The 12,747-nt window shown below is 49.1% G+C and carries 20 protein-coding genes; all 20 read left to right on the top strand.

All coding sequences use genetic code 11. From position 1 onward, the window contains the following. On the top strand, window positions 1-203 hold a 203-nt coding region (locus tag ACYVRB_RS04500), incomplete at its 5' end, for a hypothetical protein (protein ID WP_461213842.1). Between the two features lie 12 nt (window positions 204-215). Then, the gene (locus ACYVRB_RS04505; protein WP_461213843.1) at window positions 216-995 is read left to right on the top strand and encodes a phage antirepressor; all 780 of its coding nucleotides are present in this window, start codon (window positions 216-218) and stop codon (window positions 993-995) included. Window positions 996-998: 3 nt separating this feature from the next. After that, window positions 999-1,253: a hypothetical protein gene (locus ACYVRB_RS04510; protein WP_461213844.1), complete on the top strand. Its 255-nt coding sequence runs from the start codon at window positions 999-1,001 to the stop codon at window positions 1,251-1,253. 156 nt (window positions 1,254-1,409) lie between these two features. Then, window positions 1,410-1,637 (top strand): Thoeris anti-defense Tad2 family protein, encoded by a 228-nt coding sequence (locus tag ACYVRB_RS04515; RefSeq protein ID WP_461213845.1) that lies wholly within the window; start codon window positions 1,410-1,412, stop codon window positions 1,635-1,637. Window positions 1,638-1,927: 290 nt separating this feature from the next. Beyond that, window positions 1,928-2,128 carry a hypothetical protein gene (locus ACYVRB_RS04520; protein ID WP_461213846.1) on the top strand — a complete coding sequence of 67 codons (201 nt, stop codon included), beginning with the start codon at window positions 1,928-1,930 and terminating at the stop codon, window positions 2,126-2,128. Continuing rightward, window positions 2,094-4,016, top strand: coding sequence for an AAA family ATPase (locus tag ACYVRB_RS04525; RefSeq protein WP_461213847.1), 1,923 nt, complete (start codon window positions 2,094-2,096; stop codon window positions 4,014-4,016). The genes ACYVRB_RS04520 and ACYVRB_RS04525 overlap by 35 nt, the downstream gene beginning before the upstream one ends. 1 nt (window position 4,017) lies before the next feature. Continuing rightward, entirely contained in the window at window positions 4,018-4,212 is a 195-nt protein-coding gene (locus ACYVRB_RS04530) for a hypothetical protein (RefSeq protein WP_461213848.1), read from the top strand. Continuing rightward, complete coding sequence (locus ACYVRB_RS04535; protein WP_461213849.1) at window positions 4,212-5,306, top strand: hypothetical protein; 1,095 nt, start codon at window positions 4,212-4,214, stop codon at window positions 5,304-5,306. Before ACYVRB_RS04530 ends, ACYVRB_RS04535 begins: the two co-directional genes overlap by 1 nt. Then, complete coding sequence (locus tag ACYVRB_RS04540) at window positions 5,303-6,016, top strand: MBL fold metallo-hydrolase (protein ID WP_461213850.1); 714 nt, start codon at window positions 5,303-5,305, stop codon at window positions 6,014-6,016. Before ACYVRB_RS04535 ends, ACYVRB_RS04540 begins: the two co-directional genes overlap by 4 nt. Before the next feature lie 4 nt (window positions 6,017-6,020). Further along, entirely contained in the window at window positions 6,021-6,269 is a 249-nt protein-coding gene (locus tag ACYVRB_RS04545; RefSeq protein ID WP_461213851.1) for a helix-turn-helix domain-containing protein, read from the top strand. 4 nt (window positions 6,270-6,273) lie between these two features. Further along, window positions 6,274-7,122 (top strand): DnaD domain protein, encoded by an 849-nt coding sequence (locus ACYVRB_RS04550; protein WP_461213852.1) that lies wholly within the window; start codon window positions 6,274-6,276, stop codon window positions 7,120-7,122. Continuing rightward, window positions 7,007-7,951 (top strand): ATP-binding protein, encoded by a 945-nt coding sequence (locus ACYVRB_RS04555; RefSeq protein ID WP_461213853.1) that lies wholly within the window; start codon window positions 7,007-7,009, stop codon window positions 7,949-7,951. Before ACYVRB_RS04550 ends, ACYVRB_RS04555 begins: the two co-directional genes overlap by 116 nt. 142 nt (window positions 7,952-8,093) lie before the next feature. Then, on the top strand, window positions 8,094-8,339 hold the full coding sequence (locus ACYVRB_RS04560) for a hypothetical protein (protein WP_461213854.1): 246 nt from the start codon (window positions 8,094-8,096) through the stop codon (window positions 8,337-8,339). A gap of 5 nt (window positions 8,340-8,344) precedes the next feature. Continuing rightward, entirely contained in the window at window positions 8,345-8,683 is a 339-nt protein-coding gene (locus tag ACYVRB_RS04565) for a hypothetical protein (RefSeq protein ID WP_461213855.1), read from the top strand. Further along, window positions 8,656-8,931, top strand: coding sequence for a DUF3850 domain-containing protein (locus ACYVRB_RS04570; RefSeq protein ID WP_461213856.1), 276 nt, complete (start codon window positions 8,656-8,658; stop codon window positions 8,929-8,931). The genes ACYVRB_RS04565 and ACYVRB_RS04570 overlap by 28 nt, the downstream gene beginning before the upstream one ends. A 57-nt stretch (window positions 8,932-8,988) precedes the next feature. After that, the gene (locus tag ACYVRB_RS04575; protein ID WP_461213857.1) at window positions 8,989-9,150 is read left to right on the top strand and encodes a hypothetical protein; all 162 of its coding nucleotides are present in this window, start codon (window positions 8,989-8,991) and stop codon (window positions 9,148-9,150) included. Between the two features lie 77 nt (window positions 9,151-9,227). After that, a complete protein-coding gene (locus ACYVRB_RS04580) occupies window positions 9,228-9,698 on the top strand; it encodes a hypothetical protein (RefSeq protein ID WP_461213858.1) in 471 nt (156 codons plus the stop codon). 470 nt (window positions 9,699-10,168) lie between these two features. Further along, complete coding sequence (locus tag ACYVRB_RS04585; protein ID WP_461213859.1) at window positions 10,169-10,549, top strand: HNH endonuclease signature motif containing protein; 381 nt, start codon at window positions 10,169-10,171, stop codon at window positions 10,547-10,549. 71 nt (window positions 10,550-10,620) lie between these two features. Further along, window positions 10,621-11,001 carry a hypothetical protein gene (locus ACYVRB_RS04590; protein ID WP_461213860.1) on the top strand — a complete coding sequence of 127 codons (381 nt, stop codon included), beginning with the start codon at window positions 10,621-10,623 and terminating at the stop codon, window positions 10,999-11,001. Window positions 11,002-11,003: 2 nt separating this feature from the next. Beyond that, window positions 11,004-12,743: a terminase large subunit gene (locus ACYVRB_RS04595; protein WP_461213861.1), complete on the top strand. Its 1,740-nt coding sequence runs from the start codon at window positions 11,004-11,006 to the stop codon at window positions 12,741-12,743. Window positions 12,744-12,747 lie beyond the last annotated feature (4 nt).

Raw genomic sequence — 12,747 nt, forward strand, 5'->3', positions numbered from 1 at the left:
TCGGTCTGTTCGTGGTGCATCGATCACCAACTTCTCCGCTCAGTCAGTATTCGCAACGCTCCAAACGTTGCTTTCAGACCGGCCAGATGCGATTTCATGTCCCAAATACCGAGGTGAATAATCCAGGGTTAAAAGGGCTGACCGCTGGCCCGGCGGCAGATACGAACTTGGCGAAAGTCAAAGACTATATGGGATTGAAGTAAGGAGGAATCGAAATGAACGAGCCACAACTATTTAACTTTGAGGGCAATGACGTTCGCACATTGAACCATGACGAACAAATCTGGTTTGCCGCGCCAGACGTCGCAAAGGCGCTTGAACTTAGCAACACAACAGTAGCCGTGTCCTCATTGGATGATGATGAACGGGCTAAGTTTAACTTAGGGCGTCAGGGTGGCACCAACTTCATCAGTGAACCGGGGCTGTACAAACTGATTGGTGCTAGTCGAAAACCCGCTGCCAAACGGTTCAATCGTTGGGTGACACACGAAGTCCTCCCGTCAATCCGCAAGCACGGTGCTTATATGACGCCTGAAACACTCCAAAAAACGCTAAGTAATCCCGACTTCATCATCGGCTTAGCTACACAGCTCAAGGACGAACAAGCCAAGACGGCGGCTCTTACCGCTGATAATGACGCGATGAAACCTAAAGCACTCTTTGCCGATGCAGTATCCATCAGTGAAACCACTATTCTTGTTGGTGACATGGCCAAGCTGCTCAAACAAAACGGCATCGATATTGGTGCAAAACGGTTCTTTGCTTGGCTACGAGAGAACGGGTTCTTGATTAAGCGTCAGGGTGCCGATTACAACAGCCCGACTCAGCGCGCGATGGATTTGAAGTTATTCAAGGTTAAGGAAACGGCCATCACGCACTCCGATGGGCATGTGACGGTCAATAAGACTCCGAAAGTTACCGGCAAGGGTCAACAGTACTTCGTTAACCTTTTTCTGCACAAGGCCCTTGAAGGAGAGCCAATCAAGGGGGCTTAACCAATGCCGCAAGAGTGGATGGAACAAATCGCGGCCGCACTAGAACCGCTGATTCGCCGCGTCGTCCACGATGAGCTAGCCAAGGATCAATCCAAGGCTAAGCGGTGGATGACCACCAAAGAGGCCGAGAAGTACGTTAACGGCACACGCAGTTTGGAAAACTTGCGTGATGCTGGCCTGCATCGCATCCGGAATGTTGGTCAGTGCTTCTACGATCGGATCGAAATAGATGAATTACTTGGGTCGATGAAATCTTAAAACGCGCTCGCACACGCAACTCAAGCAGGGCAGGAGGTAACACATGGGAATCCCAGTAGATATTCCAAGCATGATAATCGGCGCCGTTGTCGGTGCAATCGTGTATTGGTTAGCCACTCATGTTAGCGAATGGCTGGACGCATAGGAGGCTCAAGTATGAAGAAATCTCAAGGACTGTATATCAATCAAGCGATTGCTCTCGATCGTCGTAAAAGAAAAGGCATCGCACGCATGGCGTGGATGCCTGGTGGACCGATGATTATTCCGACCAATACAAACGGTCGGCTGATTCTAATGCCTAAGGGAACTCATGAAGTGCGAAGTGGTTGGATGCCAAATGCTGCTGATCTTGAAGCGAATGACTGGTTTGTTTACGGCTACTAGGCCAGCTTTCCAAGTCGGTCTCCCACGTGTTCTCATGATCAATGCTGGCACCGTTCGTCGCTACAGGGAATACCGAAGTCACAACGTAGCACAAGTTTGAGACGCTCCTGCTACGTTGAGTAGAACGGAACTATCTTGGATCAACGTTAGTCAAAAGTTTTGTCATAAGACATCCACTCCTTTTCTAACAAATCGAGTGTACCAAATTATCCGTCAAACGGAAACAACAAAAAGCCGATCAAGGATGCACCCCTGGTCGGCTGAGACAATAATCACAAGGAGATTATAGCATGAAACCATTTATCGACGGCACTAACGTCGTCAAAATAGCTGATCAGGTATTAATCGAGGCTGAACATCTTCGTCATCCGCTACCTGGATTGAAGACCGAGGCAGTAGCTGGCCGACTAGAAGGCTTGGCAATCGCACTCTCAATTATTGCAGGAGGCGATGAAGATGCAGATCAAACTGCTGAACCTAACCCTGACTAACTTCAAGGGCATAAAGTCCTACCATCTGGATCCACAAGGGGCGGATATCACTATCGATGGGATGAACGGTACTGGTAAGTCCACTTTGTTCGACGCATTTACCTGGTTGCTTTTCGGGAAAGATTCTCACGGCGCTACTAAATTTTGGACCAAGCCTCGTGATGCTCAAGGCAAGGAAATTGAGGGTGCTGAGCCAATTGTCGAAGCCGAACTTGAAATTGATGGCCAACAAGTCCAGTTGCGCCGTGAGCTTAAAGAAAATTGGGTGCAGCATCGCGGTGAGCTTGACCGTGAACGTAAGTCTGATACGACCAAATTGTTCATCGATGATGTGCCTAAGAAGTTGACTGACTATCAAGCGTATATTGACGGTTTGATTGATGAGGGACTGTTCAAGTTGCTTACGGTTCCAGGCGCGTTCAATCAATTAAAGACAGCTCAACAACGTGACATCCTGATGACGCTATTTCCAGAAGTCGAAGACGATGAAGTTATCAAGTCCGATAATCAGTTATCTGGACTGAAGAACGTACTTGAGGGTAAGTCAGTTGATGACAAGCGTAAGGAAATTTCCTATCAGCGCAAAGAACTCAAGAAACAAGTTGATGGTATCCCTGCACGTATCGATGAAGCTGAACGGGCTAAGCAACATCCTGAAGCAACGCAGGCTCAGCTAACTGAAATGCAAGCCACGTATCATCAATCTATTGCTGATTTACAAACGCAGATCAATTTGGCAAAGTCCACTAATGGTGATGCCCAGCGTCAACAAGCGATTGCAGACCTCAAGGTGAAGCTCACTCAGACCGAAGCTTCGTATAACGCTGGCATAGAACTTAAGCTTGGCGACATTCGGAAGCAGGTAAATGACCAGCAACAAGCCGTCTTCACACTCAAGCAGAACAAACAGTTGCTTGAATCAAATGTTGCTCGTGCCAAGGACTTGTTGGAATCCGCTCAATCAAAGCACGATTCGTTGCTTGATCAGTATCACAAGGAGGCAGAGGTTATCTTCAACGAAGCTGACCTCACTTGCCCTACGTGTCATCAATCTTTACCAGACGGCCAAGCTGATGAGCTTCGCAAGGAATTCAATGTCAAACATTCCGATAAACTTTCAGGGTTAATTTTCCAAGGCAAGACCGCATCAGCCGATATTGAAAAGCATCAACTTGATCTCGATTCCAACCAGGCATCGCTTGCCGATATCTCAAATGATTTATCCGAGGCTGAGAAACAGCTTCAGGCTTCGCAGGATGAGCTTCAGCACAAGCAGGAACAAACTCCCGCGTTTAATCAAACCGAGCAATACAAGCGACAACAGGAATCAATCACGAAGCTCGAACAAGCAGATGATTCAACTGGTGCTGTGGAACTTGAAAACCTTAAACAACAACTTGCTCAACAAGAAACTGGCTTAAAGTCCGTCGAGAATGATCTCAGCAAGTATGAACAAATCAAGATTCAGGACGAGCGAATCGCTCAACTAAAAGAGGACGAGGCTAAGTATAAAGCCAAGGCCCAAGAGCTTGAAGGCCAAGACTATCTGCTTCAGCAGTTCACCCGCGCTAAGTCCGGCCTGATCGAATCCAAGCTCAATGAGTTGTTCCAAGTTGTTAAGTTCCATCTGTTCGACACCCAAAAGGACGGCACTGTGGTCGATACGGTGCAGACCACAGTCGATGGTATCGATTATGGCGCAGGCCTGAATACCGGTGCGCGGATGCGTGCAGGACTCGACATCATCAATGCACTTGACCGCAAGCACGGCGTTGAGGCGCCAATCTTTATTGATAATGCAGAAGGCTTGACTGAAATCTTTCCAACTGACGCCCAACAAATTCGTCTCAAAGTTACTGACGACAAGTATTTGAAAGTGGAGGCATAACATGAAAGTTCCTGTATTTACGATTTCTGGCACGCAGCGCACGCTCGTGACCATGCTCGATGATCCAGAAGATATTCAAGGCGACACTGAGACATATCTGAGGGGGATCAATCGACTCGATATCAAAGCAGACGTATACGCCAATCTCGGCGGCCATGATTACAAAGTGTTTTTAGATCCTAAGGAGGAAGCATAATGCCTGATCAAACACCATCAACTCAATACAAATCAAGCCTTGCAAAGGTCAACGACATGTTCATGCCAATGATCATTCAACAGCTTCAAGGCAACGGCATCGAAATGACCGACTATCAACGCACTTGCGTACTCAACGCCATGACGGCCATGAGCGGCACTCTCAGTGACGCTGGCTTGACCCTTAAAGACGTTGACACAAGCAACATCACCAATAACCTGCTGACCATTGCTGCATTGCAGGTCAACGCCTCTGCTCAGCCTCGTGAAGTTTACTTCATCACTCGGCGTCACAAGAACAAAGAAACCAACCAATATTATCAGGAAATTGAAATGGGTATCGAAGGCGACGGTAATGACGCGTTGCTTGCTCGGTTTGGTCGAGGTGTCAAACAAGTTTATCCGTTCTGGGCCGTGCGAGAAGGCGACGGATTTGAATATCCAAAGCACGTCGGAATCCAATCTCAGCCTCCTACATGGACTGAGTCAGGAAAGGGCAAGGTCGTGCGTGTTGTCTATCCAGTGCAACTGACCAATGGTGACGTTAATTTCTACATCGGTGAACGCGAGGATGTCAAAAAGAATCTGCTGGCACATGTGTCTCAGAACCTGATGTGGGACAAAGGTGGTGCCAAAGATAAATTCATGACTAAAGCTGACGACATGACTTTGGATGAAATCTTAGATGATCCAGAACTGGTTGCCTTGGGCAAAATTTCTCCAGCTTGGTCCAGTCCACAAGCACGTGAATCGATGATTGTTCGTAAGATGCGGAACAATGTCGTCAATAAGATTCCAAAGGACTTCAGTAATGGGTTCGTGGCCACTGAATACGAAAAAGCTACCGACGAAAGTTACCGTGCCACTCGTCGAGATGTGACTGACAATGCCAATTCAGTTGATTTTGATTCAATTGCCAAGCCGCAAGCCCTGACTGAAACTTCGACTACTGTTACTCATCCGGTGTCAGATGTTACTGAGGATGGCGAAATTGTTACTGAGTCAGCCTCAAATGTGCAATCTGCACCTGTTTCTGATTCAAAGCCTGAACCAGTTAGTGATCCCACTCCGAAGAAAGAGGCTGATCCGTTTTGATTGATACAAAAGTATTCGGATCGGGGTCAAGCGGCAACGGCTACTGCGTCGATGACGGTAAAACTCAAATCATGATTGAAGCGGGCATCACATACAAGCATGTTGCACCAGGCATGGGTTTCGATTTTAGCCGAGTTGCTGGAATGTTGATCACGCATGAACACGGTGACCACTCAAAATACATTCAACAATTTCTCGATGAAGCTACAATGCCTATCTTCATGAGCCGAGGAACAGCAAAGGCACTTGATCTGGAAGTTGGCTATCGCATTCATACTCTCTTGCCATTTGTTCCAGAACAAGTGGGCAGTTGGACTATCACTGGGTTCCCAGTTGAACATGATGCAGCGGAACCGATGGGATTTCTTCTTGATGACAACGAAGGACAACGGCTGCTGTATATCACAGACACAAACTTCGTCCGATATCGATTCAATCACATCACTCAGATGATCGTGGAAATGAATTATGCTGAGGATCTCATCGATGATAACCGTAATAGCGGGCGAATTATTCCGAAACTTGTTGGTCGGATCCGCAACAGTCACTTTGAGATGCAGGACTCGCTGAAATTCATCGATGCCAACAAGTCGCCAGATCTCGAAAGTATCACTCTGATCCACGTCAGCAAGAACAATGGTGATCCCAAACGTTTTGCCAAAGTTGTCAAGGAACTTACCGGTGTTCCAGTCACTGTAGCAGGGAGGTGAGGATATGGCGATTCGGAATCGTTTTGCAGTGTTGCTTGCCCAGCGGAATCTCTCGGTAACACAAGTCGCTGATGGTACAGGCCTTTCACGGAATGCGCTAACTGCAATCAAGTATCACCGTGTAAAAATGATTCAATACGTTACCCTTGATAGCCTTTGCCAATACTTGCATGTGACCCCTGGTGAGTTCTTCGACTACGACCCGCATCCATCTTCGCCCGACTGGTACCTGACTCAATCAAAGGGGAGGTGATCAGATGGCAGACGGAGGCTGGATCAAACTCTATCGCTCCGTCCGTGCCAACTGGCTTTGGGAAAACGGAAACGAGCGATATGCCAAGTGGTGGATGGACATTCTGATGATGGTAAACCACGAGCCGCGGAAGGTCCTTGTGAATGGAAAACTGATCACTATAGGTATTGGCGAACGGCTGACAAGTATATCCAAGCTCGCGGCGGGCTGGGGAGCTTCGCGTGGAACGGTAGACAGATTTCTGGGGCTATTGGTCGAAGATGAGATGATATCCCTCACCAAATCGAAAACGAACGGTACAAGGGTAAAAGTCCTTCACTACGCGGATTATCAGTCGTTTGACGGCGAATCTCGAAAACGGTCAGAGCAACGAACGGTACAAGGGTCGGTACAACGCCCAGTACAACGCTCGGTGCATAAACAAGAACCTAAAGAACCTAAGAATGATAAGAATATACCACCACTACCACCAGAGTCACCCGCTGCGCGGAAGGACGTCCTGGAGTTCTGGGAGCAGAATGGTTTTGGTCAGCTCAGTCCGAAAACGATGGCTGATCTAGATTACTGGGTCAAGGATCTACAGGATATCGGTGCCACGGAAGCAAATGCCAACGCGCTACTGATCAAGGCCATGGGTGTTGCGGTCGACTCAAACGTTCGCCGCTATGCTTACGTCAACTCGGTTCTGCGGCGGTGGGAGCAGCAGAAGTATAAGTCGCCTGAGGAGGTGGATGCGGATGAAAGACAACGAACTGCAAAACGCAATGGAGCGGATCGCGGCCAAGCAGGCAGATATCCAGACGGAAGAAAGTCGAAAGGCAGCGGCGAATCGTATGGGGGGATTGAGTTCTAGCTTCGCACTGTTGCGTAAAGTGACAAAGCTGGCTGAGATGTGCCCTGTCAACCCCGACACTCACATGCAGTTGCTGCAGGGTGATGGCCATCAACCATTTTGTCCGAAGTGTGTGGCCGAGCAGCGTAACTCGCAGTGGCAGGCAACCATCAAGGCCGAGTCTGAGCGCGTATACCACCGCGAGCACCGCGGCGCGCTCAAGCTAGACTCCATCTTCGATGACGACGAGGTGCTAGACGCAACCTTTGACAACTTCCAATCGCCGGCGGGTACGGAAGCTCACGAAAACTGGATGCAGGCACGTCGAATTGGGGCCAAGTATCTGCAAAAGGACTACCTTGCTAACACGATTTTGACGGGGCCGCCCGGGACGGGCAAAACGCATTTGGCCATGGCAATCGCCAATGCTGTGAACGCGACAGCGAACCCAGAGATGCGATGCATCTTCATGTCGATCAACGAAGCGGCACGACTGGTCAAGGCCTCGTTTAACGATCACCAGTCCCGATTCACTGAAGAGTATGTGACATCGCTTGCTGGCGACGCTGACTTGCTTGTACTCGATGACCTCGGATCAGAGTCGGTCATGAACAGTGGCCTTGATCGCTATGCCAAGCGCGAAGCATCAGATTGGGTTCAGCAGTTCCTGTTCGGCATCATGAACAAACGAAAAGGACGCACGATTATCACGACCAACATGAGTAGCGCTCAGTTGAATGAGGCATACAACAGCAAACTGATCTCGCGGATGTATCGTGGAGCAATAAAAAATGGTGGCGTGATTAAGTTCACTGAAGCCACCAAAGATAAGAGATTGGAGATGTTTTAATTGTGCAATTTATGCAATGGCACGCATGTGATCCATGAAATGCCGATGCCAGGCGTCATGGTTACTCGGCCCTGTCCAAAGTGCAACGTTGCCTATCGCAAGCGAATGGGTTACGAACGAGCTAAAAAGGAAGTGGGCGAGCATGACTAAGCCTTATATGAATCGTGTTCCCACACTTTATTGCGCCGCCAAGGTCAATGAAGGACTAGTGCAACGATTCGATCCAAAAGTTTTCTTCAAACGTGAGGATGCTGATAAGCGGGTTCAGGTTCTGAACGCACATGATCTAAAGACGCTCGGTAATCCAGGCAAGCGTCACATCTCAGACAGCCTATTTCTGGCCTGGGAGACTCGCGAGCTGATCGGATTCATCGAGACGCGGAGGTGAGGAACATGGCAAATAATCGAAAACGAGTGATTGCGCGCATGCTCAAGCATGAGATCACGAAAGATACGTTAGCGATGCTTTACTGGGAGTCTATACCAGACTTTACTGATACCGATTGCTCTGGATATTGTGCTCGGCAGATTAGACATCACGAAACAAAGTTAATCAAAAGTCTTGGAATCTTGTGGAAATGCAGAATTGCTCCAAAGCAATTGCATCTTTCATCTCGTGTCAGAGCAATACTGATGATTACTTACGATGATTGGGGCGAGTATTTTACCGGCATCCCATCTGATGAAACGGAGGCGACGACACCTTGGTACAACCAGTTGAACACCATCTAAAAATTGCGCCTGAGTTTTTTGACGCGCAAATTCGCGGGAATAAGAACTTTGAAATTCGCAAGAACGACCGAAATTACCACACAGGCGACTATCTTACGTTGCGTGAGTGGGACGGCGAAAACTACACTGGCCGCTGGCTTCAGGTGTACGTCACATACATCACCACGTACGCGCAAGTGCCTGGCGTCGTGGTGCTTGGAACTGCGCCGGTTGGCCCCGAACCGAGTGACAAGCTATGTCATTCGTAGTACGAGGATTGAATACCGGAAAAATCTATTTCCGCCAACGTATCAAGGAGGCACCACATGGGTAAGAATAAATCGGCAGTCAAAAAGAAGCATCGCCGGATGATGCAAGCGCGCCGCGATAACGAGGCTAAAATCAACCGTGAAAAAGATCGCGCAAGTCATGGTGGCAAGATGACGTTTGACGAATTGCTGGACAAGACTTTGCATCCGTATGGCTAGACACAAAAATAGGCCACCCCGAAAGGTAGCCATTAAGATTAGCTCGACACCTAATCTTAGCATAAGGGGTGGCCATTGTGGGCAAGTACACTGAGACACGTTTCAGCTGGCTAAAGAGCTATCTGGCCAACGAAGAAGAGATCACTAGCCTTGAGCTTGATAAGCGGCGAACTGAGGTGGAGCTAAAGCGCTGGCTCGATGGTGACCTATCACATGTGCGTATCCAAAAGCACTCGCACGGAGCCAAGGTCGAGGAGGCATTGGCTGAGATCGACAAGGCGTTAAGCGAGGACTATCAATTACGAGATCTGACACTCGACTTGATCCGTCACTTTGATGGCATCGAGAACCAGATACTTAGGCGCAAGTACGTTGACGGCATGAGCCTGATCGATATCGCCAATTGTGATGACATCAGTTACTCGTACTCGACAATCAAGAAGATCCATGCCGAACTCAAGCACACGCTGAGGTTCCTCGACAAGTGGGATGCACCTGGTCCAGGTGATGTTCGCGAGTTGCCTGCCGATGGTTCCAAAAAAGAGTAACCGTCGTGGTGCCGACATCTTGATTACGCCGTGATATGGTTATAGCATCAAATGATTTGAGGCGGCCAGCTTGTCACGGGGCTGGTCGTCATAGCCGGCATTTGCTGGCGAGGGAACCCCTTCCCAGGAGCCGACGGTTGCGCAACTGCCGCCGGTTAATAGGCGGCTTGCCTGTCAAAAGGTTGGTCGTCATTGCCCAGGCGCGTGGGACAAAACAATAATAAATACTACAAGATGATAGCGCGCAAGAGTTTTATTCTAGCAGCCGCCGGCGGAAAACGGTGGCCACGGTGTGGCGTCGCGACGAGCGGCGCTATTAGTTTGCAGGCAGGAGGCACGCACATGAGAACAATGATCAACATCAGAATCAATAAGCCAATGCTTTATACTTATATGCTGCTTCGATGGGTGCTTGGCATTGACTGGCAGTGGCTGCTTAGACGTTCATGGATCTGTGAGGTGGTTGACTGATGGCCATGGTACCACGAGAGATAAGTGAACCGTTCTATCACAGCAAGGCATGGCGACAATGTCGTGCTGCCTATATCGATTCAGTTGGTGGGTTGTGTGAGCGGTGCTTGAAGCGAGGCATCATTAAGCCAGGCTACATCGTCCACCATAAGCACTACATCACGAAGGATAACATCAATGATCCAAACGTTACGCTCAACTGGGACAACCTTGAATACCTTTGCTTTGATTGCCACCAGCAAGAACACTTTGAAAAGGTCGGTGTACTCAGACCTGACGTGCAGTTTGACGCTACTGGCCAGTTGGTGCCTGCTACACACTCCCCCCGTCGTCGTCACAAATTTTTAGCCGATAAGGAACGGCATGAAACTTTCGAATAACACACAGGTCGTTTTCCCGTATGAGGGGGGGATGGCCTTTTTGATTGGAGTTGATAAAAGTGAGCCACAAAATGGCAACGGCGACGCAAGACGCCAAAATCAAAGCAGAATATGACCGGTTGGTGGCCACGTTGAAATCCTCTGGCATCTCTGACGAAAAGCTTTCAGCTTCTGACAGCTTGATTCAACGCTGCGCATTTATGACCATCACCCTGCAATTACTGGAAAATGACATCAAAAATCAGGGCCCAGTGATCCGGTTCAAAAACGGTAAGCAGGACATGCGCATTGAGAATCCATCGCAGAAGTCGTACAACACAATGATCAATCGTTACACGGCGGCCATGGACAAACTCTTTGCATTACTACCGAAGACGCCGGTCATCATGCCGCCGGATCCAGGACATGAAGATGATGATTTCGACGAATTCGTTGCGGATCGAGGTGAGTGAGCATGACTGATCGTCCACACATCAAAGTGACCGTGCGGGTCGATCGGCGCATCGCTTACCCTGACGATTACGACCCCATCACTGAGTATTGGAATACCTTTGTGCAAAATGGCGGCACTCAAGTCGTTGGTAAGAAGATCTACAAGACGTACAAAAAGCTTGCCACAGACCTGCACGACAACGACTCCGAGTATTACTACTCAAATCGGCGTGCCAACCACATGCTTGAGTTTACCGAAAACTATTGCCACCAAAGCAAGGGCGCCGCTGGTGGCAAACGCATTGTGCTTGAACTTTGGGAAAAGGCTTTGCTTGCAGCTACTTTTGGCTTTGTCGACGGTGCAGGTGATCGCAAGTATCAACGCGTCGTGCTAATTGTCGGCAAGAAAAACGGGAAGTCTTTGCTGGCTTCTTGTGTCGGCTTGTACTTACAGATTGCTGATGGCGAAGCGGGACCAGAAGTGTACGCCGTGGCCACCAAGAAAGACCAGGCGAAGATTATTTGGCAGGAGGCTCGCCGTATGGTGCGCAAGTCGCCGGCGTTAGCCAAACGCATCAAGCCCCACGTTGCTGACCTGTCATCAGAAGATTACAACGACGGTATCTTCAAGCCGCTTGCTAGCGACTCTGATACCCTTGATGGTCTCAACCCCAGCGGAGTGCTGATGGACGAAATTCACCAGTGGAAGAATGGTGAGAGCCTGTACAACATCATGGCAGATGGCGTGACTGCCCGTGAGCAGCCGCTTATCTTCATCACTTCGACTGCTGGGACTGTCCGTGAAGACATCTATGACCAGATCTATGAAGAAGCTGAGATGACCATCAATGGCTATGATCAAGTTGGCGGATACGCCGATACACACTCGCTGTTTTTGATCTATGAGCTGGATCGCCGAGAACAATGGCGAGACCCGGACTGCTGGGTCATGGCTAACCCTGGACTGGGAAAAATCAAGAATCGCAAGGCACTGGCAAACCGTGTCGAGAAAGCCAAGGCCAACCACAGACTGGTCAAGAATCTTGTGTGCAAGGACTTCAACATTCGTGAAACATCGACAGAAGCCTGGCTGACATTCGACGAACTCAACAACGAGGAAACCTTTGATATCAAGAAGCTGCACCCTCGCTACGGAATCGCCGGCGCTGACTTATCACAGACGACTGACCTTACCTGCGCGACCATCCTGTTCATGGTGCCAGACGATGATCACATTTACTGCGAACAAATGTATTGGTTGCCGGAGGATATCCTTGGCCAACGAGCGCAAGAAGACAATATCCCGTATGTGACCTGGCGTGATCAGGGACTGTTGCGCACGAGCCAAGGTAACAAGGTCTACTACCGCGACATCATGGAATGGTTCGAAGAAGTTGAGAAGAAGCAGGACATTTACCTTTTTGCTGGCGGTTACGATGCCTGGTCTGCGCAGTATTTCGTTCGCGATTTGCAAGGCCGCTATGGAGAGAAAACATTCGAGCCAGTTATCCAAGGCAAAAAGACGCTCTCAGCACCGATGCATTCGCTCGGTGCTGACCTGCGTTCTAAGCGAATCGTGTATGGCAACAATCCGATCCTAAAGTGGTGCCTGTCGAACACAAACGTCGACACTGACCGCAACGGCAATATTCAGCCAGACAAGGGTAGCAATCAACGTAAACGAATTGATGGTATGGCTTCCCTGCTGGACGCATACACGGTTATAACCAACAAGCAGGATGATTATGCCGCTGTTATCTAACATA

This window comes from Lacticaseibacillus boliensis, from assembly GCF_054784775.1.